Below are 25679 nucleotides of genomic sequence, written 5' to 3' on the forward strand. Positions count from 1 at the left end.
CACCCTGAGTCCATTCGGGGCCCCACCCATCGTGGTCATGCAAGGACCCCATCGCCGTCGCCCTACGACATCACGCCCGCGACGCCGACCTGCGTGCCCTGTTGCGGATCCCGTTGCCCACGGGAGGGGTGCCCCGCGTGATCGGCGTCGACGATTTCGCTCTGCGCCGGCGGCACCGCTATGCCACCGTGGTGATCGACGCCGAGACCCATGAGCGGATCGACGTGCTGCCCGACCGCACGGCTGACACCCTGGAAGCCTGGCTGCGCGAGCATCCGGGCGTCGAGGTCGTGTGCCGTGACGGCTCGGCGACCTACGCCGAGGCCATCCGCCGCGCTCTGCCCGATGCAGTGCAGGTCGGCGACCGCTGGCATTTGTGGCACAACCTGTGCGAAGCCGCCTCGAGCGAGATCAAGGCGCACAGCACCTGCTGGGCCACCGTGCTGGAGGCGCCCCTGTATGAGGGGCCCCGTGCACGGACCACCCTGGAACGCTGGCACCAGATCCACGACCTCCTCGACCAGGGCGTGGGCCTCCTCGAATGCGGCCGTCGTCTGCAGCTGGCCCTGAATACCGTCAAACGCTATGCCCGAGCCGACCGGCCCGAGCGGATGCTCCGCGTCCCGAAATACCGCGCCAGCCTCGTCGATCCCTACCGCGAGCACCTGCGCAAACGCCGGGCCGACGACCCCGCCGTCCCTGTCCAGCACCTCTTCGAAGAGATCAAGGCCCTTGGCTTCACGGGCTGCCTCAACCTCTTGCACAAGTACATCAACCAAGGCCGCGCGGACGCCGACCGCAGCCATATCTCCGCACGCAGACTCGCCCGGATGCTCCTCACCAGGCCCGACAACCTCAAGGCCGAGCACCACGATCTCCTGGCCCGGCTCACCGCCGCCTGCCCCGAGTTGACCCAACTGGCAGCCCACATCGAGACCTTCGCCCCACTTCTGAAGCCTCAGCCAGAAAACGCCGACACACTCGACCAATGGGTCGCCCAGGTCCGCGCGGCCGATCTGCCGTATCTGCACGCCTTCACCCGCGGTCTCGAGCGAGACCGCGACGCTGTGATCGCCGCGTTCACACGCCCGTACAGCAACGGCCCGACCGAGGGCGTCAACACCAAGACCAAGCGGATTGCCCGCCAGAATGCCTTCGAGCAGGCTTCACCCTCCTTCGCCACCGCATCCTCCTCGGATCACGCCACACTGAGTCACCACCGAATGTGAGACAGAGCCGAACGTTTTACAGTCCCGCGCCTGGGCCTGCGCGATCGCTGGCCCACGATCCTCGGCCACGACGTCTCCGCTCACTGGCACCTCGCCGGCTACGACCCGGCCTGCAGGTTTTCCATCCGGTCCAGGAGGGTGGTCAGCAGTGCCGAACGGCTCTCTTCCGCGCGAGTCACCAGTTCTCGTAGCCGCCGCATATCCTCCGGGCCCAAGGCAGTGCCAAGGTCCTGGGCGCGAAGCGCCTCGCCGACAGCGGATCCGGTCATGTCCAGTGAGATGACGATGCCTGGGCGACCTTGCAATAGGCCCCGCTGGCGTCGGTGAGGCCACCTCTGTTGACGTGAGCGCTGCCGCCCGCGGATCGCCTCCTCGGTGCCGGGGGAGAGCGCGAGGCCGAATCCATCGATCGTCGTCATCTCCGCCGCATCCGTGACGGCGCTTTGTTTCACTTGCCAGTTGGCCATGAACGCGTCCCTGGAGGCCGACTGGCCGGACTCCAGGCTTTCCACCGTGTCCGACAGGTACTTCAACGCCTCCCGGGTGCTCTTACGCAAGGCGATGAGCCGACGCATCTCCTCCTCGGCACGCGAGCGTCTTCGGATACGCTCCGCTGTTCTGGTTTGAAGGGCCGACGAGAAGATGGTGGCCCCCGCTCCCAGTACGGCTCCCCCGACCACGCCGATCAGACCGAAGAGCGCTGCGCTGTCTGCCATACGGACATCTTTCATGGGTGGGCAGCTATGTGTCAGGGACTTTCCGAAGCAGGTGCAGCAGAGTTGGGAGCGGCAGGCCGAGCCGGGCAGGCGGGGCTCGGGGGCCGAAGCTCCTCGCCTCCCGCTCGTCTGCTGCTGAAGCCGTCGGCGACTTCGTGCCCGCGATGGAGCAGCATTTTCGGCAGTTCGGGCGACCTGTCGCCGGCCACCCTCACCAGGCTGACCACATCGATGGGGTCGTGGCTGCGGTCGCGTGGACGTCAGTGAGGACCGCGATGCAAAACTGCGGTTCTTCGGCAACGTGGTACGGGACGCATGGTGTGCGGGCACTCCGGGGCAGATCGCCGCCGACGGTGCCATCGGGCTCGTGCCAGACCGGTTCGGGGCCCGGGTGACCGCTGGCAGCGTGCCCGGCCGCCGGTGGGACAGCAGGCCATTGCGCGAAAGGGAACCGCGGGATGAGTTGCACGTGTCACTGTGTCTGCCTGTGATGACGGCAACACGCTGGGGAGGCATGGTGGCGGCTGACGGAAACGCCAAGGGCACGCGGGCACAGCAGGCTGTGTTCGTGGGCCCGCATCAGTTGCTGCGATTACTGGGCGCAGGCGGGATGGGGGAGGTGTACCTGGCCCGTTCGCCCGGGTTGAGATTGCTCGCGGTGAAGGTGATCAGGGCCGAGTACACCGAGGACCCGCAGTTCCACCGCCGCTTCCAGCAGGAGGTTGAGGCCGCGCGGCGGGTGACCGGCTTTCACACGCCGCCGGTAGTCGATGCGGAACCGCGCGGTCGTCGGCCCTGGATGGCCACGTCCTACTTACCCGCACCGGACCTCGGCGAGGTGGTGCTGCGGTTCGGCACCCTCGGCGAGGCGGGAGCACGGGCCCTGGGCGCCGCCCTCGCCGAGGCGCTGGCTGCGATCCACGCGGCGGGGGTGGTGCACCGCGATCTCAAGCCGGGCAATGTGCTCATTGCGCGGGACGGTCCACGCGTCATCGACTTCGGAATCAGCCGCGCTTTCGACGCCGCGCACCTGACCCGGACCGGCATGGTGTGCGGCACACCCGGCTATGTCGCCCCCGAGCGCATCGTCGCCGACTCAACCACCACCGGCGCGGCCGACGTGTTCTCGCTCGGCTGCCTGCTGGTGTACGCACTCACCGGCCGCACGCCGTTCGGTGACGGTGAGCCCGCGCAGGTCAACCGGAGGGTCGTCTACGAAGACCCGGACCTCTCCGGCGTGCCGCCCACACTGCTCCCCATGGTGGCCTCCTGTCTGGCCAAGGACCCCGTCCGACGGCCCACCGCGACGGCCGTGCTGGGCGCACTGGCCCCGGCCGATCCGGCGTCGTTACTGAGCCCGGGACTGCTCGCCGACCTCGAGGTCCGGGAATGGCAGGCCGGGGCCGATCTGGCCACCCCACAGGCCGATCCGCCCGCTCTGCCGGTGCGGACCTGGCAGTCCCTCAGCCGCCGCGGCCTGTTCGGGCTCGGCGCCGGGCTCGGCACGGGCGTGGCCGCCGCCGTCGGCGTGCCGCTGCTGCTCAGCCGTGGTGCCCGGCCGGTGGGCAATGCCGTAGACGCGTGGGGAGCGACGCCGGCAGGCTCCGGCACGCCGCCCTCCGCTCCGGCTCCACTGTGGAGCACTCCGATCAGCGGTCTGACGGTCCTTCACCAGCTGTCCATGGTCGGCGCCACCCCGGTGTGGTGGAACGAGGGGCTGGCCGCAGCCGGCTTCGACGGGGCGTCGGGGCATCGGGTCTGGTCCCGGCAGGACGTGCAGTTCTTCCAGGTGCAGAGCGACCTGATCTACGGGACGTCGATGGGCTTCGCGAACCTGGTGTGGCTGAACGCCGGGGGCGAGGTCCAACAGAGCCCGCTCACCGTGCCCGCCGCGCAGCGCGACTACGCCGCGATGAGCCTGCGGGTCTTCGGCGCGGACAGTCGGACGGTGGTGCTCGCGCGCCAGACCTCCCTCAGCGGTGGCGGGGTCGTGACCGGGGCCGAGCTGAGCAGCGGGGCGGTCCTGTGGCAGCAAGAGATCGCCCAGATCATGGCAGTGAGTTCGGCCCGACACATGGAGGAGATGATGAGCGGTTCCGGCAGTTCGATGGGCCTGGTCGCCGACGGCCGCTGCTACTACGAGGACAACGGCGTCATCCACGCGGTGGACCTGCGCACTGGTGCGTCCCACTGGCAGGTCACCGGCCTTGTACCGGGGAATACTGGGAGACCATCGCGGCTGCTGCGTACCGGCGAACTGCTACTAGTCGTCCAGGGCGTCGTGGTAGTCGCCCTGGACCCGGCCACCGGGCAGCAGCGCTGGGCGGCTCCCACGGTCCCACAGGCGGTATTCGGCTGCGCGCTCGGGACAGGTCGGCTGCTCCTCTCCGGGGCTCAGGGCACCGCCTACTGCCTGGACGTCACGACCGGCAAGGGGTTGTGGCACACCACTGTGAAGGCGACGACCGGGGTAAACGCGGACCCGGGCTTTCGAGCGCCGTCAGCCGGTGACGGCTTCTTCGGCGTGCCCCTGCTTGACGGATCGTCCGGAGCAGCCGTCCTGGACGCCGCCGACGGCGCGACCCGCTGGGTGGCGAAGGCCGCCTCAGACGAAGGCCGGTGGACCACCGCGGCCAGGGGCGGAATGCTCTTCTGCGGCTCCGCCACCACCCTGCGAGCCTTTCGGGCAGACGGTGCATGAGCACGTGGAGCATCGGCCCGTACCGCGTGCTGCGGCGACTTGGCGCGGGCGGTATGGGCAATGTCTATCTGGCCACCACCGACAGCGGACGCCCCGTCGCGGTGAAGACCGTGCAGCAGCAGTACGCGGCCGACGCCGATTTCCGGCGTAGGTTCACCCAGGAGGTGGCGGCGGCCAGGGCAGTCAACGGGGCCTACACCGTGGCGTTGGTGGATGCAGACACCGAGGCGGAACTCCCCTGGCTGGCGACCGAGTTCGTCGTCGGCCCGTCCCTGCACGAGGCAGTGGCACGGCATGGCCCCCTTACCGGGCCCGCGCTACAGGTACTGGGGGCGGGACTGGTGGAGGCGCTGACCGCAATCCACCGCGCCCGGATCATCCACCGCGACCTGAAGCCCTCGAACATCCTGGTCACCCGGGACGGCCCGAGGGTCATCGACTTCGGCATCAGCAAACCGACGGCCGACGCGCCGCCCACCGTGAGCGGCGAGACCATCGGCACCCCCGGATTCATGTCTCCCGAACACGCGGCGGGTGAGGACCTCGCCCCCTCCAGCGACCTGTTCTCACTCGGCGCCGTCCTGGCCTTCGCCGCCACCGGCCGCCCAGCCTTCGGCGAGGGGCCTGCGGCGGCGCTGATCTACCGGTCCGCCGAGGAGCCCCCGGACCTCGACGGAGTACCACCGGAACTGGTGGGGCTGCTGGTGCGCTGCCTGGACCGGGACCCGGCCCGGCGGCCCGCACCGACCGAACTCGCCGCAGTCTTCCGACACGGTCCGGCGGTCGGCACCGACTGGATGGGCGAGGCCGAGCGGACAGTGCGCCAACGCGAGCGACACTTGGCCCAAACACTGAGAGACCCGGACGGCACCCGGCGCCGCCTGCTCGTCCTGGGCGGAGCCCTGCTCGCCACGGCCGCCGCGGGAGGCGCCACCCGGGCTTTGTGGCCCGCCCCGGCCGACGGCGCACCCCCGACGGCCTGGTCGGTCACGCTCCCGCGGACCGGAATGGCTCCTGTCGGCTGCGGGCCGACAGCGATGGTGTGCGCGGACCGCACCGGAGTGGTCGGCTACGCACGCGCCGATGGGCGGACGCTGTGGAGCAGCGACGCGGAGACCGGCATTCTCTCGGTCGGCGACGGCAGCAGGGTCTGGACCGTGGACTCGGCCGGCGTGGTGCAGGCGCGCGACGCCCGCAACGGCACGACGCTCTGGCGTTGGGCCGAAACCGTTCCCGGTGCGCAGAACGTGGCCCTGCCGATGCCCGGCCTGCTGCTGGTCACCGGCAAGGACAGCGCGCTGCACGCCTACGATGCGACCGGCGGGGGCCAGCTCTGGGCCAACGCCACGCTCGGCAGCACCTTCCTCCTCCAGGGCATGCCCTCGACGGGCCTGCTGGTCGTGATGCGTGCCCCTGATCAGGCCACGGCCATGAGCGGCGAATCCCACTTCACGGCGCTCGACCGCACAACCGGGCGGCAACGATGGTCGCTCAACGCCCAGGACCTGTACGCGCCGCCGACCGGCAGCCGGCTATACGCCCTGACCTCGGACCAGGCCCTCGCCGCGGTGGACGGCCAGGACGGCACCACCGTCTGGAGTCGGCCCACCGGCCTGCCGCCGACCCCTGCAACGATGGACCTCGGGTCCTACTGGGGCTCGCTGTCTCTCCGCCAGGACGTGGTCACCTGCCTACCGCCCGGAACCGGGACGGCTTTGAACGGCCGGGTCACTATGGCGGGCTTCGACTCCGCCCATGGCACCCGGCTCTGGAGCGGACAGCACAGCGGCATCGTCACCGGGAGCGCGGACGCGGCAGGGATACTCGTCCTGGGCGGGCCAAAGGGCGCGTCCGGCACCAACCTGCACACCGGGCGTACCGCCTGGACCTGGCAGTCGCTCCAAGGCGCTGCCACCATCCGGGGCTCCGCCGGGAAGTTAGTCCTCCTCACCGCACCCACCGCTGCCGGCGGAATCATCCTGCAGGCGCTCACCGCCACTGGCGGCACCCCGCAGTGGCAGCAGACCTTCGCCCGGCAACCGGGCGACCCGAAGGTCCTGCTCCAGGACTCGACCCTGCTGATCGGCTACGGGACCACGCTGACCGCCTACCACCTGCCCAGCAGCTGACACGCCTCCGAAAGGTTCACCGCGAGATGGCCGACACCGAGGAAACCCCGCCCGCGACGGAGTCACTGCCGAACGTCGCGCCCACCCGCGTCCTGCCGGGGCAGCCCACCCCGGCCACCCTTCCCGATCCGGCGGACCTGCGCCCTGCGGGCCCCACCCGTCGGTGGACATGGCTGCTAGGCGGCCTCACGGCCGGAGCCGGCGCCGTCGCCCTCGCACTGAGCCTGGTGGCCAACCTCGTCAACCCGGCGCCAACCGCCGCGCCGACCACTCCGGCGACAGGTCCCGGCAAGCCATCCTCCTCCGTTCTGGCAACCCCCAGCGCCGCGCCCTACACCACGCTGGTCGACGGTTGTGCGCTGCTGCGCCCGGAGACGGTCGAGCGCTATATCAGGGGGGCCACCTGCACCGTGTCGAAGCCCGTCGGTTCTGTGACCTCGTCAAACGGGGCTTGGATGGGCAAGGATTCCGGCTACGCCGACGCACAGGTCATTGTCACGCTGTCTCCGCACGCGGAGTCCATCTACCAGCAGATGCTGACCACCAACCGGACCACGGCGGCCCACACTGGCGCGAAGATCACCGACGACCGGACCGTTCCTGGCCTCGGTGATGAGGGAACCCTGCTCTACATCTCCTACAGCGGTTTCGGCCACGTCGACCTCACGGTGGTCCAGCGCAACGCGCTCGTCACCATCAGTTACTCTGCGCTCACCCACTCCGGTTTGACCCTCAAGGACGTTCCCAGCGACACGGCCGAGGCCGCCGCCATCGCCTGCGCCAAGGACGCACTTGGCACGCTCACCACTTCGTGAACCCCTCCCTGGACCCGTACTTAAAGAGTGAGGTTCCCCCGAGATGCGGAGGATGTTGACAGAGGGTCAGATGGGACTCATGAGAGGACCTGTGACCATGGCTGCACCCCGGAAATACTCGCTTGAGTTGCGTGAGCGTGCGGTTCGGATGTACCGCGCCTCCGAGCCGAAGCCCCAGATCAAGAAGCTGGCCGTCGATCTCGGTGTGCATCCCGAGGCCCTACGCGGGTGGATCCGCCAGGCCGAGGCGGACGCCGGCGAACGCTACGACCGGCTCACCACCGACGAACGCGCCGAGCTCGTGGCCCTGCGCAAGGAGAACGTCCAGCTCAAGCGGGCCAACGACGTCCTGCGGACGGCCTCCGCGTTTTTCGCGGCGCAGCTCGACCCGACCCGGCCCAGGTGACGGCGCTCGTTGACGAGCATCCCCGCCTGGGGGTCGAGTGCGTACTCCGGGAACTTTCCATCCCCTCCTCCACCTACTACCGCTGGCGCCGCGCTGAGCGCGAACCGTGCGAACGGCAGCGCCGGGACGCCGAGCTGACCGGGCAGATCCGCGAGATCCACGGCGACTCCGGCGGCATCTACGGATCGCCGCGTGTGCACGCCGTCCTCAAACGCGAGGGCGTGCGCGTCGGGCGCAAGCGGGTCGAGCGGCTGATGCGCGAGGACGGCCTGGCGGGCGTCAGCCCGCGCCGGGGCGGCTTCACGCGCCGCGACCCGAAGGCCACCCTGGCCCCGGACCTGGTCAACCGGGACTTCACCGCACCGGCACCAAACCGGCTGTGGGTCACCGACCTGACGATGATCTCCACCGGCGAGGGTCCCCTGTGGCTGTCCGCGATCCGCGACGCCTTCTCCCGCCGGGTGGTGGCGTGGGAGACCTCCGCCCGCGCGGACGCCGACCTGGTCCTGACCACGCTTGAGTACGCCCTCGCCTCCCGCGAGGTCGAGCCCGGACAGCTCATTCATCACGCGGACCACGGCTGTCAATATACGTCGATCAAGCTCACAACTCGCTTACTGCGCACGGGAGTTCAGGCATCCATGGGCTCCGTCGGCGACAGTTACGACAACGCTCTCGCGGAGAACCTGTGGATGATCATCAAGACGGAGTGCGTCCGCGGCCGCGTCTTCGCCACCCGGGCCGAGGCGAACCTGGCGCTGTTCGAGTACATCGACGGCTTTCACAACTCCCGGCGCATCCAGAAGCGGCTCGGCTACCTCAGTCCGATCGAGTTCGAGGAGAAGCACTACGCCGATCAGGCAACGGCCGAACGAACGAACCTGAAACCCCGTCAAACCCTTCTGACCAGCTGATCAGCGACTCCCGACCAACGGGGGAACCTCACCCAGATGACCGGGTGCGAACCGGCCCGCGGCCACCGTGGCCGTTCGGGTGATGGTCGCAATCGACGGCGGCAGGACACAACGACCAGGCAACGGAGCTCCTTCGGCAACGGGCTGTCTTGGACGACTACCTGTACCAACGAGCTTCGTTGCGCTACGTCGAGAGACCTTCAACACCCCTGGCGTGACCTGGGAAAACGTTAACTACCCGGCCTTGAGTCAAGGCCCGCCTTCCGCCTCTGGCTGCTCGCCGCGAGCGACAGAATCGACGCCACCATGGACGCGATCGAAGCGAGGGGGGGCCCGAGGGACTGATGCCGGTCATTCTCCAACTCCTCAGACCGGATTGCGGCCTCCGCGGTCTGGTCCGCACCCACGGTGTGGACCACGCCGGAGCACCGTCCCCCCTGCCGCGTACACAGGCACATGCCTTCTGATCGCAAACTCACAACGCCTCCGAACATGCCATAGCACCCCGTCCACGGAGACTGTTCCAGGCGAACCTGGACGGTCTCTGGAGGCTGAGTGTTCGTTCGCCCGAGGACGACTGGCAAGCAGCTGGACGCCCTTGCGTCCCTGGGCGGCCGGCCGAAATCACCAAAGCCTGGGTCGGGATCCGACCCAGGCGGGCCTTGGGTCAAGGCCATCGCGGAGCTGACCGTGCTGCTGGACTGGCTCGAACGAGTCGCCGAGAAGATCCGGCCACCCACAAGGCGCTGCTGGAGCTGCGCTGGCCAGGAGCTCGGGTGGCCAAGAGGCCGCCCCTTGGCTGCCCGAGGACGCCGTTGGGTATGCTCGCCGCCTCCGCCCGGCTGCCCGGATCGGGACCCGCTACCGGTCTCCCGCGGCCGCGCCTGCCGGAACGCGAAGGCCTCGCCCACCTCCGCTGGGGCCCTGAGCGCCCTGAGCCGCTCAGCCAGGTACCGCCGCCCTTCGCCAGCGCCCCCGGCGAAGGGCGGCGCGGCGGGTCGGCTTGGACGGGAGCACGGGATCTCCGGCGGCACTCCGCCGACGCTTCGACGGAGTGACACGGGCTGTCCAGCAAGCTTCTAGCCCTTCCCGCGAAAGTCTCCGTAGAAGCGAACTGTTCACCGATTTTGGAGGCACAGTGGATCTGCGGTTGGACGGCAAGCTGGCACTTGTCACGGGCGCGACGCGCGGGATCGGCTTCGCGACGGCGCAGGCCCTCGCCAACGCCGGTGCCGACGTCATCGGTTGCTATCACAGTGACGAGGCGTCAGCCGAGCTTGTTCTGAAGGCACTTGACAAGACTGGTGGCAAGCACCGGATGGTCCGGGCCAACCTGATCGATCCGGCGGATGTGGGCCGTCTTGTGGAGGCCTGCCGTGATGCCGATCGCGAGATCGGCGTGCTCGTCAACAACGTGGGCATCGACGCCGCGTCCCCCTTGGCCGAACTGACCGAGGAGGAGTGGCAGCGTGTCCTGGAGACCAACCTGACGTCCGCGTACCGGGTGACCCGGGCCGCTCTCAACCTGCTCGCCCAGGACGCGTCGGTGATATCGATCGGTTCCTCCGCTGCGGCGCGAGGCGTGCCGGGGCGTGCCCACTACGGCGCCGCCAAGTCCGGGATCACCGGGCTCACCCGGGCCCTGAGCAAAGAACTCGGCCCGAAGGGCGTACGGGTCAACTCCGTTGCCCCGGGCATCGTCGACCTGGGCCTGGATTCCGGTCTCCCGGTCGAGGTGCGGAACCGAATGTCACGGATGTCCGCGCTTGGGCGCCTAGTGACGGCCGATGAGGTCGCTCACGCCGTGCTCTTCCTCGCCAGTGACGCCGCCCGTTATGTCACCGGCATCACGCTGAACGTCGACGGCGGGCTGTAACCCCCGTCCGCCGTCAACCCGCTCAATTCCACCGACCCGGAAGGACCCCCTATGGCCACCGCTGCCATCACCTACAAGATCAAGCCTGGATTCGAGGAGGAGATCGCCGAGATCTTCTCCGCCTCCAGCTTCAAGCGGGCGGGCTCCCCGATCATCCGTGACGAGGACGGCAACGAGGTCGGGCGCATCACGGCCACTTCGCTGTTCATCAAGGACGACCGGATGGTGCGATTCATCACGTTCGAGGGAACGTTGGAGGACGTGGGCCGCCACATGGCCGGCCAGGACGGCGTCCAGGAGGCCGAGCACAAGCTCGCCCCGTATCTGGCAGAGCCGCGCGACACCACCACCGTGGAGGGGTTCCTCACCTACTTCCGGAACAGCTCGATGCGGGTTCTGTCCCAGCTCTCGGTGGACAGCCTGCCGCCGGAGATCCTCGCCAAGCTCTGAGTTCGTCCCCCTGGCACGTTCGAACCGTCCTGTCCGCGGCCGGAGGCCGCGGACACATCACCGGAAGGGTCGTAGATGACCGGCCGACACATCGCCTTCATCGGACTCGGCAGCATGGGCAGCGGAATGGCGCTCCGCCTGCTCGACTCCGGGTTCCGGGTCACCGTGTACAACCGGACCAAGGAGCGGGCGCTGCCCGTCGCGGAGGCCGGCGCCGAGTTGGCCGACTCGGCGGCCCAGGCCGCGGCCGCCGCCGATGTCCTCGTGCTCAGCATTGCCGACGAGGGCGCAGTTGAGGAGATCCTCTTCAACCACATCGAGTTGCGAGCGGATGTTCTGGTGGTCAATACCTCCACTGTTTCGCCCAAGTACGCCCGCGACGCGAGTGTGCGAGTGGAGAAGACGGGCGCACGCTGGATCGATGCCTGCGTCATCGGCAACCCGGCGCAGGCACGCCAGGGCTCGATGCGCGTGCTCGCCTCCGGCACCCCGGAGGACGTCGAGGCGGCCAAGCCTGTGCTCACGGCTCTGGGCAGCAGCGTGATCCCGCTGGGGCCAGTCGGCCAGGCGCCCGCCATGAAGCTGGCCTTCAATCTCCTGCTGGGGGCTCAGGTCGCCTCGCTGGCCGATGCCGTGCGGTATGGCGAGCGGGCCGGCCTGGATCGCGATCTGCTGCTGGCCGCGATCGGGGCGAGCGGGTTCAGTTCCAAGGTCATGTCGTTCCGCGCCGACCTGATGCGCAGTGGCGAGTTCCAGCCAGCGGCCTTCCGGACCAGCCTGATGTACAAGGATCTGCGCCTGGTGGTCGAGGAGGCCCGGGACCTGGGCCTGGAGCTGACAGTGACTGAGACCGCGTCGGCCTACTTCGCGCGGGCTATTGATGTCGGGAAGGGCGACTTCGACGCCGCGGTCATCGGCGAGGCGTCAGCCTAACCCAGCGACCGGGGCTCGTGCCCGGTCGAACGAGACCGGTGGGCGGCGGCACTATTCCAGTCCCGCCGCCGCCCACCACAAACTCGCCGGGCCCAGGAGCGGAACCCTGGGCCCGGCGAGTCGGTCGTTCAGCCCGCCTACTGGGCCTCGGCGAGCCGGCCCTCCACGTACTTCAGGACCGCACTGAATGTCTTGAGGTTGTCGATGTCCTCGTCCGGGATGGGGAATCCCAGGTCCTCCTCCAGACGCGTGAACACCTCGTAGACGGCCAGCGAGTCCAGCCCGAGGTCGCTGAACTCGACCTCCAGGTTGGACTCGTCGATGACGACCGCGTCATCGACACCCACGCAGGCGTCGACGTTCTTCTGGAAGTCCGCCGCAGTGAATAACCGCATTGCCTCTCCTCATTCTCGTGCCGGTGTTCGCCGCCCACATCCCGGTGCGACGTACGAAAGTTGCCGATGTCACGGCATCAGGACAACCTGTCCCGCGTAGTTCAGGCCGGCACCGAACCCCATGAGCAGCGCCAGCTCTCCGCTGGGTACCGTGCCCTCGCTCAGCAGCCGTTCCATCGCGAGCGGGATCGAGGCCGCCGACGTGTTGCCGCTGACGGTCACGTCCGTCGCCACCCGCACCGAGTCCGGCAAGCCGAGGCGGTCGACCATGACCTCGGTCATCCGCAGGTTCGCCTGGTGCGGGACGAAGGCAGCCAGCTCCTCGGGGCACACCCCCGCGGCCGCCATAGCGCGCCGCCCGGCGGGCACTATCTGGCCGACCGCCCAGCGGAAGACGCTGCGGCCGTCCATCCTCATGTACGGCCGCGGCAGGCTCGGGTCGTCCCTGACCGAGCCCCAGTCGCTGTCCATCCGCAGGGCCTTCGCGTAGGAGCCGTCGGCCCGGCGCACCGCCGGTCCGATCCCGGGCTCGGCAGACGGGCCGACCACCACCGCGCCAGCTCCGTCCGCGAAGAGGAACGCGATGCCACGGTCGGTCGGCTCGACGATGTCAGTCATCCGTTCCGCTCCGATCACCACGACGTGTCCGGCTCCCCCCGACGACACCAGGTCTCCGGCGACCGCCAGCGCCTGGCAGAAGCCAGCGCACGCCGAAGCCAGGTCGAAGGCGGCCGCATGTCGTGCGCCCAGCGCATCGGCCACGATCACCGCGAGTGCCGGGGTCTGGACCAGGTTCGACATGCTCGCCACGATCACGCAGTCGATCTGCCCCGGTTCCAGGCCCGCGTGTGTCAGGGCCTTGGCGCCGGCCGCCACGGCCATCACGGGCAGGGTCTCGTCGGGCGACGCGAAGTGCCGGGTGACAATGCCGGAACGCGTCTCGATCCACTCCTCGGTTGAGTCGATGCGCTCGCAGATCTCCGCGTTGGTCACCACCCGGCGGGGCCGGTAGGTGCCCAGGCCGAGGATGCGGCTGTGGCGGCGCTCGGTCGTGAGCAGGCGTGCCGTCGTCATTGGTTCCCTTGGGTGGCAGCCGGAGCCGACGGAAGCGCCGCGCTCAGATAGCGGTCGATAACCGTGCGGTAGTAATCCGCCCGACGGACCCGCATGACCACCTCCGGCACCACTTGTGCGAGCCGATCGACCGAGACGGTGTATGCGCCGACGACCTGGCGGTAGGTCCTTCGCGCCACGGTGCCCAGCGCCTGTTCGATGTGCCCAGCGATGTCCTCAACCGAGACCGAGGTACCGGAGGCCACGTTGACCACCTGCGGCGGCTCGGCGGCCGCCATCAGCGCGTCGAAGATCGACACAGCGTCGTCGATGTCGAGCAGGTCGCGGTAGGCGCCGCGGTACACCTGGAGGGAGCCGCTGCGGATCTGTTCGGTCAGCCCCGGGAGTAACTGATGTGCCCGTTGCCCCGGACCGGCCAGGTGGGTCACCCGGAAGACGAGGTGATCGGTCCGAGAGGCCGCCAGAACCGCTTCCAGGGCCAGTTTGTGACGCGCGTACGCAGAGCTGGGGAAGACCGGTTCGTCCTCCCGCCCCCTGCTGTCCTGGGCACCGTACATCCCCGCCGAACAGGTCGAGAGATACACCAGTCGCCGCCCGTCGGCCGTGCAGCGCCGGATCACCGTGTAGAGCAGGTCCGCCTCACGTGCGAACTGCTCCTCGGCCACCGCCCCAGCACTCGACACTCCAGCAGCGAAGACCACTGTGCCGGGATGCCGGTGGGCCAATGGGCGCAAGTGGCGGGCGATGAAGCCGTCTCCGACAATCTCCATGCCGTTCCGATCCCTTCTCGAGACTGCCAGTCCTGCGCCCTTGAGCCTGGTGCAGCGCTCTGGCGGATCGCTGGACCCCAGCTGTCACCCCCGCTGGCACCCCGGCCGCCCCGTGCGCGATCACAGCGTCCATAGGGCGTCCAGCGGGAGGTGCGAGGGTGCGGCTCGAACGGGGGCACGTCGCAGGTGTTTTGAGATCGGAGCAATGATGGAAACACGCGTGAAGAACATTGCCGAACTCCGTGGGCTGGTCGGAGGCGGCACGGCCGAGGAGGCGGAGGCGAAGGCGGTGGCGCGCTGCGGAGACCCCGCGAAGGCCCTGGAGATGCTTTTCGCCCTGTACGAGGGGGCCTTCGTCCCGGAGAACGCGTCAGGCATCCAGGGCGAGTTCCAGTTCAATGTCTCGACGACCGCGGGAAAACAGGTGTACACCGTCGCCGTGGGTGACGGTAGGTGCCAGGCCCGCCGGGGGGCGGCGGCGTCCGCCACGGCCGTGACCACCGTCGGGCTCGGGGATCTGCTGCTGCTGTCCGTCGGCGAGGCCACCGGCTTCCACCTCAGCGCCGAGAGGCGCCTCATAACCGAGGGGAACCTGGGCGCGGCGATCGGTTTCAAGGACTGGTTCAAGCTCACCTGATTCCGCGTCGGGACGAGTGCCCGCACGGCCTCTCGTCCCGTCCGCGGCTCGGTGACGCCCGACTGTCAGACGGTGGCGGCCAGTCGCTCCAGCACGGCGACGGTGTCGCCGGGCGACGGCATTGCCTGCACCTCGTCGCGCAGCCCCCGCGCACTTCGCCCGCGGATGGGGTTGTCGAGGAGTTCGAGCACTGCCTTCCGGATCTCATGGGCGCTGTTCTGCTTCCCTGCGCTGTCCAGGGTGATCCCCGCGCCGACGGCGGCCAGTTGGTCGCCGTACTCGAACTGGTCGAGGAACTGTGGAACGACCAGCTGGGGCAGGCCGAACGCGGTCGCAGTCAGGGAGCTGCCGGCCCCACCGTGGTGGATCACCACGTCGCACTGGTCGAGGAACACGTTCAGCGGCAGGGACTCGACGACCCGCACTCCCTCCGGAACTGTGCCCAGGGATTCGCGGTCGGTGGCGGCCAGCGCCACGACCACATCCACGCCGTCGATCCCGGAGACCGCCTCGATAATCCGGCGCAGCAGCGGAACGCCGTTGAGTACGAGCGTCTGGGTGCCCAGCGAGATGCAGACGCGCCGCGCGCTGGTGCGTTGCAGCGCCCAATCTGGCACCATCCCCGTGCCGTTGTACGCGACGTACCGCATGGGCCGATGCGCCGCGGCGTCCGTCTGCCCGAACGAGGGCGGGCAATTGTCGAGGGTCAGCACGGGTTCCAGTGGGGCGTCCTTCAGCCCCAGACGCTCAACGACCGGAATCAGAGCCTCGGCCGCACTCTGCTCGAAGCGCGCGGCCCGCCCAGTCAGGCCGATCCCGTGGCGGACCCACGGGATTTCCAGGACTCCGCCCAGCAGGCGCGCGCAGAACTCGAACGGCTCGGAAATGATCAGGTCGGGAACCCAGGACCTGCAGAAGTCCAGGTACGCGTCCACCGTGCGGTGAGCTTGGTGGGCCCAGGTCCTCGCGGCACTCGCGTACAACGGGTCGACCACACGTCCCCATGCCTCGATTGGGGTCGCGCCGTCCGGCAGTATGTTCCGCAGATGGAGCAGTTGTTCAAAGGCTTCCCCGATCGGCTGCCCGCACAGCCCCGCTCCGCGCACTGCCGGCATCAGATTGGGCTGGCCACAGACCACGACTTCGTGCCCGGCACCACGGAGCGCCCAGGCGAGCGGCACCATGGGGGTGACGTGCCCGGGGGCCGATATCGACGTCATCAGGACTTTCAAGGGACCCTCCAAATTCTTCGGTCGACGAATCTGCCGACCTGGCCAACGTGTTCAGCGGTCCCTGGCAGCGAGCAGCATGCGTACGTTGGTTCCCGCGAGCAGCCGTTCCTGACCGACCTCGACCTTGAATCCGCCCTCGGACAGTTGCCGGGTGATGGAATCTAGCCGACCGTCCGTGTCGTGGATCTCGGCCGCCACCCGGCGGACCCTGGACCAGCCGGCTTCGCCGATGCCGTCCAGGACGTCCTGTTCGGCCCGCTCCACGTCGATCTTCAGCAGGGCGATCTCGTCAACGCCGTACTCGTCGACGGCCGCCGCCACCGTGGTGACCTCGACCGGGTAGCTGTGGCCCTGGTGCATGGTCGCCAGGAATGCGTCCGCGACGTCCGCACGGATACCGCTGTTGACCAGGTAGGCCGTACTGTTGCGGCGGTCCTCATCGCTGTCCGGATAAAGGCTGCTCTGCGCGGGCGACTTAGGGTAGTAGGTCAGTTCCGCCGTCCCTGGTTTCGAACCGACGGCAGCTTGGATCGCGGTGATGTCGGCCTGCTGACGGGCCGCGTTCACCTTGAGGCAGGCATAGCAGGCCTCGGCGGGTTCGAAGGAGTACACCCGCAAGCCGGGCACGAGGTCGGTGAAGAAGTAGGCGGCGAACCCGATGTTTGCCCCCACGTCGAAGACGACGTCACCGGCCGACAGGCCGGCCACCGCCTGGGCGTAAATGTCGTTGTCCATGACGTCCTGCCACAGCGCGACCCCCTGGTTGGCTTCCGGGCTCAGGACCTTCCGGCCTCCGGGAAGCGTGATCTCGTAGGTCTCGTAAGCTGGCGCTGCCGCTGGTCCAGTCATGCCCTGCCTCCTGTTTCTCTCGGTGCGTCCCAAGGACGTGATGCGCTGCAATAACGGTGCGTTCCAAGGACATCGTTCAGCCGCCGAGGACCTGGGTCAGGTATCTGACCACGTCCTCGTCCCGACCGGATGCGCTGCGGTACCCGACGTAGCCGTCCGGCCGGATCAGGAGCGTCTCGCCCGGGGCCAGCGCGTAGTAGCCGGCCATCTCCTGGGTGGTCGCGGCAAAACGCGTAGCGCGGACGCCGGGTAGGGCACCGGGCGTGACAGCCGTGGCGATGAGCACCCACCCTCCATAGCGCAGCTCGTCGTAGAGGGTGGTCGCGGTCCCGTCCGCCCCGAGCAGCGCGACCTGCGGGGCACGGTCACCGGCCGCCAGCCCCGGGTGCTCCGCAGACTGCTGGCTGAGCGGGCTGCTCCGGTAGTCCACAGCCCTCTCGCCGCGGGCCTGCTGCTGCTTCCCGACCCCGGTGGCGACAGCCTCGGCAGTGGGGGGCGTGCCGACACCGCCCCAGAACGATCGTTCGGTGCGCATCAGCAGGTCGTGGGCGACCGGCAGGCGCTCCGTGTTGTAGGTGTCCAACAGCTGGTCGGGGGCTCCGGCGATGACCGCGGCCAGCTTCCAGCCGAGGTTGAAGGCGTCCTGGATGCCGGTGTTCATGCCTTGGGCGGTGACTGGCATGACGGTGCGCGCGGCGTCGCCGACCAGGAAGCAGCGGCCCTTGCGGAACTGGGCAGCGACGCTGTTGTGCAGCCGGACCCGCCAGTTGTGCAGGGGCGACTCCAGCCGGATGTCCGGCGCGCCGGAGAGTTTCCGGACGTACGCCTCCATCTCCTCCACGGAGGGGTCGAGCCGGTTTTCCGGATCCGGGTCGGCGACCGCGGCGAACAGCCGGCGTCGCCCGTCGGGCAGCGGCAGGTCCCCCAGGAAACCGTCCCCGGTCATATACAGGTGCGCCTCGCCCGGGCCGTCGGACGGCAGCTCGTGCGCGAAGGCGTCCACCTGGACGAGCTGCGTCCCACCGAAGCGGGTCGTGCGCCACGGGATGCCGAGCGCGTCCCGCAGCACGCTGTGCGAGCCTTCCGCCGAGATCACCCAGCCCGCCCGGACCGTCTCCCGGGCCACGTCACCGTGCTCAAGGGCGAGCGAGACACCGTCGGCGTCCTGGTCCACGTCGACGGCGCGCGCCCCCCGCTCGATCTCGCTGCCCAGTTCCCGCAGGCGCTCGGTCAGCGCACGCTCGGTCTCCTGCTGGCCGATGATCAGCGGGAGCGGGTGCAGGCCCTCGGCCACGCGCAGGTTGACGGCCAACTCCGCTGCCCCGAAGGGGTGGTAGACCCGGCGCTGGTAACCCACCGCGCGCGCCCGGAAGTCCGCCGTCGGCAGACCCATCAGGTCGAAGGTCTCCAGTGTGCGCTGCCAGACGGTGCAGCCGCGCGTGCCCGGGCGCGGCTGCACTCGGCGATCCACGAGACGGAAGTCCACCTGCCGCCGGGCGAGCTCGATCGCCAAGGTCAAGCCCACGGGCCCCGCGCCCACCACTACAACCTCGGTTTCCGATGCCATGGCCTCCGCTTTCCGTTTGTTCGAATGACCGTCGTATCGGCGAGACCGAACAGGGGCGTAACGCCGCGGGGTGGCTCCGCATCCCGTGGACAGTCGCCCTTTTCTTCGCCTACGGTGGATCCGACCGGCTTCCCACAGCCCCGTCGAGTCCCTCCCGAATACAGCCCCTCCATGGGCACAGAGCCCCTGAGCCGCCCCCAGCTTCACCATGCGCGCTGGACGCACGGTGGACGCCCGATGGCAGCACCGGATACCCAGGAGGAGCCTCATGACCCGGACGGTCTTTCGCGAGGTAAGGATCTTCGACGGACACCGCGTCCACGTCGACGACACCGTGGTCGTCGAGGACGGTCGTATCGAGGCGATCGGCCGCGGACTCGCAGTGCCGGCCGGCGCCGAGGTGGTGGATGGCAAGGGGTGCACCCTGCTTCCCGGGCTCATCGACGCGCACACCCACATCGTCGGCGCCGCGCTGCGCCAGGCCCTGGTGTGGGGGGTCACCACCGAGCTGGACATGGCGAACTTCCCGGACAAGATGGCCGCCGCGAAGAAGGAGCAGGACGGCCCGCTCGGTTCGTCCCTCGCTGACCTCCGCTCGGCCTGCTGCGCCGCCACCGTCCCCGGCGGGCACGGCTCGGCGCGCTTCCCGGAGATCCCGACCCTCACCGAGCCCGAGGAGGCCGCCGACTTCGTCGACGCCCGGATCGCCGAAGGATCGGACTACATCAAGGTCCACTACGACGACGGCCAGGTCTCAGGCCACATGGACAACAGCACGCTTCCGGTGATCCGGAAGGAGACCATGGCGGCGGTCATCGCCGCGGCGCGTGAGCGCGGCATGCTCACCATTGTCCACACCGGTACCGTGCAGGCCGGTCTCGATGCCGTGGAGGCCGGCGCGCACGGTCTGGCGCACCTGCTCGTCGATCGCACGCCCGGGCCCGAGTTCGGCGAGACCCTCGCACGGTACGGGTCCTTCGCGATACCCACGCTCAGCATGGTCGAGTTGTTCTCCGGCAGCACCGAGCTCGGCACCCTCGCCGACGACCCGGCTGTGGCTGGCCATCTCGCCCCCGAGGACCTCGCGCTGCTGGAGCGCCACCGCGCGGGCAAAGCCCGACGGCTGCCGGTGGATGTGGCGGCCGCCGAGGCCGCCGTCCGTTCGGCGCACGCCGCCGGGGTGCCGCTGCTGGCCGGGACCGACGCGGTGATGTGGCTGCACGGCATCAGCCTGCACCGGGAGCTGGAGCTGCTGGTCCGCGCCGGGCTGACCCCGCCAGAGGCGCTGACCGCGGCCACCGCGAACCCTGCCCGGATCTTCTCGCTGTCCGACCGCGGCCGGATCGCTCCCGGTCTGCGCGCGGATCTCCTCATGGTGGCGGGCGACCCCACCCTGAACATCCGCGCCACCCGGGCCATCCGGGGGATCTGGAAGTGCGGGGACAAGGTCACCCGGAAGCCCTGAGCGGACCCCGCCTCGCGTGAGCGGGAGCCCACGGTCTGCCGCACACATGCGTCCAGCCGGGGTCCAGCGGGATAAACAATCCTTGGCAGCCAGCTGACCTCAGTCCCTTCGCCGACCGCTGCGGGGGACACGACTCCTCGAACGGAGCGGATGATGTCCACCATCCTCTTGGCCACCTTGGCCGCAAGCGGTCACGTCAATCCGTTCGACCCGGTCGCGACCGAACTGATCAAACGCGGGCACCGGGTGATCTGGTACACGGGCACCGCCTATGCCGACCGGGTTGCGCGCTCCGGTGCTGAATTCGCACCGCCAGAGGACGGCGGATTCATAGACCTCGACCGACTGGCCGATGACTACCCCGAGTTCCTGTCCCTGCCGCCTGAGGCCCGCGGGCCGTGGTTTCTGGAACACGTCTTCGTCCGTCCTGTGCCGGGGCAGTACCGCGACCTCAAAGCGCTGATGGCCCGGCACGGGGCGGACGTCCTACTCGCCGACTCCACCATGGCCGCCGCCTCGCTCATGCACGAGCTGCACGGAGAGCTGTGGGCGACGCTCAGTGTGGCGCCCCTGGCCATTCCGGACCCGTGGGTACCACCGTTCGGGAAGGGCTGGCCTCCCGGGGGACAGCCCTGGCTACGGATCCGCAACTGGTACACCGAGACGTCTGAGCGGCGCCGGTTCCCGGAGCCGCTCGACCAGATGAACGTCATCCGGCGGGAGCTCGGCCTGTCACCGGTTCGCTCCAGCCCGTTCGACGCCAACCTCACCCCGTATCTATACGCGCAGGCCACCGTAGTCGAGTTCGAGTACCCGCGACGGCGCCTGCCCGAGCAGGTGCACTTCGTCGGACCGCTGTTCCCAGCCGCTCCTCCGCCCGGCCCGCTGCCCGACTGGTGGCCCGAGCTGGAGAAGGACCAGCCCGTCGTCCTCGTCACCCAGGGCACCGGCGCCCGTGACCTGGGCGAGCTGGTGGTTCCGACGGTCCAAGCATTGGCCGGTCAGGACATCACCGTCGTCGTGACCACCGCGGGCGCGTCCCACCCTGATCTGGATGCCGCCTCGCTGCCGGCGAACATCCACGTCGAACCGTTCCTGTCCTACGCGGAGTTGATGCCCTACCTCAGCGCCATGGTCACCAATGGCGGCTACGGCACGGTCCAGCTCGCCCTCGCCCACGGCGTCCCGATCGTGGCCGCTGGGGTAACGGAGGATAAGCCCGAGGTCTGCGCCCGGCTCGCCTGGAGCGGCCTGGGCATCGACCTGCGGCTGAAGCGTCCGCCCGTCCCGGTCCTCGCCGAGGCCGTGCGCACCGTCCTGACCGATCGCAGCTACCGGCGGAAAGCATGCGCGATACGCACCGCCTTCGCCAGGCACCGGGCACCACAGGAGTTGGCGGTGCTCCTCGAAGAGCTCATCACGACCCGGCGGCCGGTCCTCGCGACTCGCCGCTGAACCTCGGGGTCGTCGCAGCAGCCGCCCGCGTGATGCCCACGTACTCCGCTCGGGCGACCTCGAGGACGAGACCTCTGCCGCCTACGCCAGCCTTTCTCCACTCACAACCCGCAGCTCGGGCTCCTCCATCCACGGCGGACAACCCTACCGACGCGGAAACAAGCAACTCGAACGGGCCTCCTATTCTCCGCATTCGCCGCCCTGGCCGATTCGTCCTCCCGGAGCTACCTACGACAAGAAGATCGCCCAGGGAAAACACCACACCCAAGCCCTCCTCTGCCTCGCGAGACGACAAGCCGACGTCCTCTTCGCGATGCTCCGCGACGGCACCTTCTACAACCCCAAGCCGCTCCATCAGCTTGACCAAACCCATAGGGGCACTCCCCGTCTCACATCGAATCCACGGACACAGGTCAGAAAGGGGTTCTCGCATCCCGTCAGGACTCCACATCTCACTAGGAGACAGAGATGACCGCTGAAAATCCTGCAATGCCCTTTCCCTTCCCGACGATCGAACCCTGGTGTCCCGCCACGGAGTTCGACGACCTGCGCGCCATGGACGGCCTGCGCCGAGTGGCGCTACCGACCGGGGCCACGGCCTGGATCGCGGCCCGGTACGAGGACAACCGCCAGCTGCTCTCGGATGCCCGCTTCAGCCGGGCCGCGGCCGCCCGCGCCGGCGCTCCACGGGCCCGGCGCGCGCCGCTGGAAGCCCGGTCCCTGACCACCATGGACCCGCCCGACCACACCCGGCTGCGCCGGATCGCTATGCGGGCGTTCTCCACCGCACGGATCAACGGGCTGCGGCCGCGCATCCAGCAGACCACCGATCGGTTGCTGGACGCCCTTGCAGCGGCCGGGCGGGGCGCCGATCTGGTCCCTACGGTCGCCAGGCCGCTGCCGGTCACGGTGATCTGCGAGCTGCTCGGAGTGCCGATCGCCGACCAGGAGCAGTTCGGGGCGTGGTCCCGGGTCTACCTCAGCGTCACCGCGAACTCCGCCGAGGAGATCGAGGGCGCAACGGCCTCACTCAAGGGCTACCTCATGCAGCTGATTCAGGACAAGCGCCGGCGGCCCGGCGACGACCTGCTCAGTGACCTCGCCAACGCCCCCCAAGAGGAACGCCTGGACGAGGACGAGCTGGTGACCTTAGGGGTCACCCTGCTGGTCGCCGGGGTGGAGACGGTGGCCCACTCGATCAGCGGAGGCGTACTGGCGCTGCTCCGGCACCCGGAGCAGTGGGAGCTGCTCCGCGAGCAGCCCGAGCTGATCGAGGGCGCGGTGGACGAGCTGGTTCGGTACACCCCAGCTGCGGTCAGCGGCGGCACGGTGCGGGTCGCGCTGGAGGATGTGTCGCTGGGCGGCACCCTGATCCGTGCGGGCGAGGCCGTACTGCCAGCCGTGATCTCCGCGGACCGGGACGCCACCGTGTTCATCGAGCCCGACCGACTGGACGTAACCCGCAGCCCCAATCCGCACATTGGCTTCGGGCACGGCCCGCACCGCTGCCTGGGCGCCCAGCTCGCCCGTGCTGAACTTGCCATCGCGGTGGGCTCTCTGGTCGCTCGCTTCCCCGGACTGCGCCTGGACGTGGCGGTGGAGGACCTGGATTGGGACCTGCGCACCATGCAACGCGGTCCGCGAGCGCTGCCCGTCCGGTGGTAACCGTCGGACGCCCAACACAAACGGCGCGGCGCGGGGCGGGAAGCCCGCCGCCCCGCGCCGTTCCCGGCCGGCCGGCTCAGTCGTAGTACGCGGTCGGCGAGGTCCGCAGTGTCTGCCACTGCTGCGCGTCATGACCGTGGACCAGCAGCGCGTTCTCGGCCTCCGCCAGCTCGACCAGCCTGCGGGTGCTCGCACGGACCGCGGCCTCGTCCGTGTCGAACGGCGTCATCGCCCGCTGCTCGGGGTCGAGGAACTCCGTCGAGGGGATGGCGTCGGCCGCCAGCAGCACGGCGCCGGTCCAGGGCAGCCGGACGAGCACCGACTGGTGCCCCTGGACGTGTCCGGAGCTCTCCACCAGCAGCACGCCCGGGAGCAGCTCGGTGTCGCCCTCGACCAGCCGGTATTTCAGGTGGGGCAGGTCCCAGCTCGCCCTGGCCATCTCCAGCCGGCCCAGCTCGCTCGATGTCGCGAGTTCGTAGTGGCTACGCTGGACGACGAACTCGGTGTCGGTGAAAAGGTCGTGGTTGCCGGCGTGATCCGGGTCAAGGTGGGTGCACACCACCAGGTGGATGTCCTGCAGTTTCAGCCCGAGGGCGGCGAGCCTGGCCTCGACGCCCTCGTCGGGTCCTACGCTGATGAAAGCTTTGGGGCCCGCTGCGGCGCGCGGGAACCCGGTGTCCACCAGCACGTTGGTGCCGTCGTCGGTCTGGACGAGGTACCCCGGTACGGGCGTGCCGATCGGAGTGGTGCCGAGCTTGAACAGGTGCAGCTTCATCCATGACTCCTGACATCGTTCGACGCGGCGGCCGCTGCGTCGGTACCGGGCCGGCGCCCCAACAGCGTGCTCAACGCCTGAGTGAGGGCGGTCTGGGGGTCGTCCTCGGCAGTGAAGCGGTCCAGGACGAATCCGTCCGGCCGGACGAGCACGGCGCCGTTGCCCGGAACACCGTGTGTCCTGGCCCACCGCTGTGACGGGTCGGTGAGCTGGTGTGCCCCGATCCGGTGGACGGTTATCGGCAGCGAGGCACCGGACACGACCTCGGGCCAGTCCCCCGCCTCGGGCCCGGCCACGAGGACCATCCCGCGGCCGTCATAGAGGTCCAGTGAGGAGATCCGCACACCGTCCCGCTCCAGCCACAGGTGCGGGGCCCGCGTCCCCGGAGCGGCGGAACCGTCGTCCCGCGCCAGCACGTCCTCGGGGGCGACATCACGCACCGGGTAGTGGTATCCGAGCGCGACCACATGGTCGGGCAGGATCGCCCCTTCCGGGATCGGCTCGCCGTGGCCGGGCCGGTCCAGCGAGCGCAGCACCGTCTGCCGTACCGTGGCCCGGGCCACCGGCTCGCGCTCGGCCTCGTAGCTATCGAGCAGCGCCTCGGAGGCCTTGCCGCGCAGCACCATGGCCAGCTTCCACGCGAGGTTGTGGGCGTCCTGAATACCCGTGGCCGAGCCAAACGCCCCCGTCGGCGGCATGACATGGGCGCTGTCCCCGACGAGGAAGAGCCGCCCGACCCGAAAGGTCTCGGCCACCAGCCCCGCCGCCTGCCAGGGCTGGGCCCCCAGAATCTTCACCGGCAGGTCCGGGACACCCGCCGCGGCCCGCACAGCCGCTTCGCAGCGCTCCTCGTCCCAGCCGTCCTGGTCGGAGTCAGCCTGCGGGTCCAGGGGGACGTGCAGCAGCCACCGGTCGGTGTTGTTGATCGGCAGCAACCCCGCGGTCACCTCAGCGTTGCGGACGTACGCCATGACGAAGCGCCGCTCCCCGAGCGCCTCGGTGAGGTCGGCGCGGAAGTGGATGTTCAGGTACCTCGCGAGGACGCCACGCCCCTGCCGTGCGATGCCAAGCTGCTCGCGGATCGGGCTTGCGGCGCCGTCGGCCACCACGACGTAGCGCGCCCGCACCGCGTACTCCTTGCCGGTGGCGCGGTGGCGCACGGTGGCGGTCACGCCCTCGGCGTCATGGGTGTGCCCGACCAGCTCGTGCCCGAAGCGCAGGTCGGCTCCGCTCTCCTCCGCGTGTGCCCGGAGCACCGGCTCCAGTTCGTCCTGCTCGCACAGGGTCCAGCCGGTGGGGCTGACGTCCCGGGCGTCCTCGTCCAGGTACTCCCGGTTGAAGCCCGGGGCCTGGAATCCGGCCAGGGACTCCATCCGGACGATGCCACTGTTGTCGGCGAGTGCGACGGCCGACTCGGTGGCCCGGATCTCGTCCTCCAGGCCGACCTGGCGGAACAGCTCCATCGCCCGGACGTTCACACCGCGGGCCCGGGGGTGGAGCGAGGTACCGGAGTGACGCTCGACGAGGAGCGGCCGCTCCCCTTGCCACGTGAGGAACACTGCCGCCGAAAGACCAACAAGCCCTCCTCCCACGATGAGCACGGGAACGCTCAAATCTTCCATCGTC

General features: G+C 69.4%; 21 protein-coding genes and 2 pseudogenes. 14 read left to right on the top strand and 9 right to left on the bottom strand.

Going from position 1 to position 25679, the window contains the following annotated elements:
• Positions 1-89 precede the first annotated feature (89 nt).
• Positions 90-1198 (top strand): annotated as a pseudogene (locus OG210_RS32730) (ISL3 family transposase); the annotation flags it as partial.
• Between the two features lie 129 nt (positions 1199-1327).
• Here OG210_RS32730 and OG210_RS32735 read toward each other — a convergent pair.
• Complete coding sequence (locus tag OG210_RS32735; protein ID WP_328335981.1) at positions 1328-1945, bottom strand: hypothetical protein; 618 nt, start codon at positions 1943-1945, stop codon at positions 1328-1330.
• 514 nt (positions 1946-2459) lie between these two features.
• On the opposite strand from OG210_RS32735, the gene OG210_RS32740 reads away from it, so the two are divergent.
• From OG210_RS32740 to OG210_RS32775, 8 genes are all read left to right on the top strand, one after another.
• A complete protein-coding gene (locus OG210_RS32740) occupies positions 2460-4646 on the top strand; it encodes a protein kinase (protein ID WP_328335980.1) in 2187 nt (728 codons plus the stop codon).
• Entirely contained in the window at positions 4643-6775 is a 2133-nt protein-coding gene (locus tag OG210_RS32745; RefSeq protein ID WP_328335979.1) for a protein kinase, read from the top strand. Before OG210_RS32740 ends, OG210_RS32745 begins: the two co-directional genes overlap by 4 nt.
• Positions 6776-6801: 26 nt before the next feature.
• Complete coding sequence (locus OG210_RS32750; protein ID WP_328335978.1) at positions 6802-7590, top strand: hypothetical protein; 789 nt, start codon at positions 6802-6804, stop codon at positions 7588-7590.
• Positions 7591-7687: 97 nt separating this feature from the next.
• Positions 7688-7996 (top strand): transposase, encoded by a 309-nt coding sequence (locus OG210_RS32755; protein WP_328335939.1) that lies wholly within the window; start codon positions 7688-7690, stop codon positions 7994-7996.
• The gene (locus OG210_RS32760) at positions 7993-8910 is read left to right on the top strand and encodes an IS3 family transposase (RefSeq protein WP_328335938.1); all 918 of its coding nucleotides are present in this window, start codon (positions 7993-7995) and stop codon (positions 8908-8910) included. The genes OG210_RS32755 and OG210_RS32760 overlap by 4 nt, the downstream gene beginning before the upstream one ends.
• A 1138-nt stretch (positions 8911-10048) precedes the next feature.
• The gene (locus OG210_RS32765; RefSeq protein WP_328335977.1) at positions 10049-10786 is read left to right on the top strand and encodes an SDR family NAD(P)-dependent oxidoreductase; all 738 of its coding nucleotides are present in this window, start codon (positions 10049-10051) and stop codon (positions 10784-10786) included.
• A 51-nt stretch (positions 10787-10837) separates the two neighbouring features.
• A complete protein-coding gene (locus OG210_RS32770) occupies positions 10838-11236 on the top strand; it encodes a SchA/CurD-like domain-containing protein (protein ID WP_328335976.1) in 399 nt (132 codons plus the stop codon).
• A gap of 75 nt (positions 11237-11311) precedes the next feature.
• On the top strand, positions 11312-12169 hold the full coding sequence (locus OG210_RS32775) for an NAD(P)-dependent oxidoreductase (protein ID WP_328335975.1): 858 nt from the start codon (positions 11312-11314) through the stop codon (positions 12167-12169).
• 137 nt (positions 12170-12306) lie between these two features.
• Here the strand turns inward: OG210_RS32775 and OG210_RS32780 are convergent, their stop codons facing one another.
• The 3 genes from OG210_RS32780 to OG210_RS32790 all read right to left on the bottom strand — a co-directional run bounded on the left by OG210_RS32780 (position 12307) and on the right by OG210_RS32790 (position 14408).
• A complete protein-coding gene (locus tag OG210_RS32780; protein ID WP_328335974.1) occupies positions 12307-12564 on the bottom strand; it encodes an acyl carrier protein in 258 nt (85 codons plus the stop codon).
• Positions 12565-12633: 69 nt separating this feature from the next.
• Positions 12634-13638: a beta-ketoacyl-ACP synthase III gene (locus tag OG210_RS32785; protein WP_328335973.1), complete on the bottom strand. Its 1005-nt coding sequence runs from the start codon at positions 13636-13638 to the stop codon at positions 12634-12636.
• Positions 13635-14408 carry an NAD-dependent epimerase/dehydratase family protein gene (locus tag OG210_RS32790; protein ID WP_328335972.1) on the bottom strand — a complete coding sequence of 258 codons (774 nt, stop codon included), beginning with the start codon at positions 14406-14408 and terminating at the stop codon, positions 13635-13637. The genes OG210_RS32785 and OG210_RS32790 overlap by 4 nt, the downstream gene beginning before the upstream one ends.
• Positions 14409-14628: 220 nt before the next feature.
• Here OG210_RS32790 and OG210_RS32795 point away from each other — a divergent pair, with 220 nt between their 5' ends.
• The gene (locus OG210_RS32795; RefSeq protein WP_328335971.1) at positions 14629-15045 is read left to right on the top strand and encodes an SCP2 sterol-binding domain-containing protein; all 417 of its coding nucleotides are present in this window, start codon (positions 14629-14631) and stop codon (positions 15043-15045) included.
• Between the two features lie 65 nt (positions 15046-15110).
• Here the strand turns inward: OG210_RS32795 and OG210_RS32800 are convergent, their stop codons facing one another.
• The 3 genes from OG210_RS32800 to OG210_RS32810 all read right to left on the bottom strand — a co-directional run bounded on the left by OG210_RS32800 (position 15111) and on the right by OG210_RS32810 (position 18693).
• On the bottom strand, positions 15111-16265 hold the full coding sequence (locus tag OG210_RS32800; protein ID WP_328335970.1) for a nucleotide disphospho-sugar-binding domain-containing protein: 1155 nt from the start codon (positions 16263-16265) through the stop codon (positions 15111-15113).
• 63 nt (positions 16266-16328) lie between these two features.
• Positions 16329-17126, bottom strand: coding sequence for an FkbM family methyltransferase (locus OG210_RS32805; RefSeq protein ID WP_328335969.1), 798 nt, complete (start codon positions 17124-17126; stop codon positions 16329-16331).
• Between the two features lie 76 nt (positions 17127-17202).
• Positions 17203-18693 (bottom strand): FAD-dependent monooxygenase, encoded by a 1491-nt coding sequence (locus OG210_RS32810; protein ID WP_328335968.1) that lies wholly within the window; start codon positions 18691-18693, stop codon positions 17203-17205.
• Positions 18694-18961: 268 nt separating this feature from the next.
• On the opposite strand from OG210_RS32810, the gene OG210_RS32815 reads away from it, so the two are divergent.
• The 4 genes and pseudogenes from OG210_RS32815 (at position 18962) to OG210_RS32830 (ending at position 23278) form a co-directional block, all read left to right on the top strand.
• Positions 18962-20158, top strand: a complete 1197-nt coding sequence (locus OG210_RS32815; protein WP_328335967.1) for an amidohydrolase family protein — start codon at positions 18962-18964, stop codon at positions 20156-20158.
• 153 nt (positions 20159-20311) lie between these two features.
• Positions 20312-21613, top strand: coding sequence for a nucleotide disphospho-sugar-binding domain-containing protein (locus OG210_RS32820; RefSeq protein ID WP_328335966.1), 1302 nt, complete (start codon positions 20312-20314; stop codon positions 21611-21613).
• A gap of 76 nt (positions 21614-21689) precedes the next feature.
• A pseudogene (locus OG210_RS32825) lies at positions 21690-22085 on the top strand (hypothetical protein); the annotation flags it as partial.
• Positions 22086-22102: 17 nt separating this feature from the next.
• Complete coding sequence (locus OG210_RS32830) at positions 22103-23278, top strand: cytochrome P450 (protein ID WP_328335965.1); 1176 nt, start codon at positions 22103-22105, stop codon at positions 23276-23278.
• 76 nt (positions 23279-23354) lie between these two features.
• On the opposite strand, the gene OG210_RS32835 is transcribed toward OG210_RS32830, so the two are convergent.
• Both OG210_RS32835 and OG210_RS32840 read right to left on the bottom strand, forming a co-directional pair.
• Positions 23355-24053 carry an N-acyl homoserine lactonase family protein gene (locus OG210_RS32835; RefSeq protein WP_331719770.1) on the bottom strand — a complete coding sequence of 233 codons (699 nt, stop codon included), beginning with the start codon at positions 24051-24053 and terminating at the stop codon, positions 23355-23357.
• The gene (locus OG210_RS32840) at positions 24050-25675 is read right to left on the bottom strand and encodes an FAD-dependent monooxygenase (protein WP_328335963.1); all 1626 of its coding nucleotides are present in this window, start codon (positions 25673-25675) and stop codon (positions 24050-24052) included. The genes OG210_RS32835 and OG210_RS32840 overlap by 4 nt, the downstream gene beginning before the upstream one ends.
• Between the last annotated feature and the right edge of the window lie 4 nt (positions 25676-25679).

Origin of the sequence: Streptomyces sp. NBC_00466, from assembly GCF_041433995.1 — a bacterium.
In the GTDB taxonomy this organism is placed as follows: domain Bacteria; phylum Actinomycetota; class Actinomycetes; order Streptomycetales; family Streptomycetaceae; genus Streptomyces.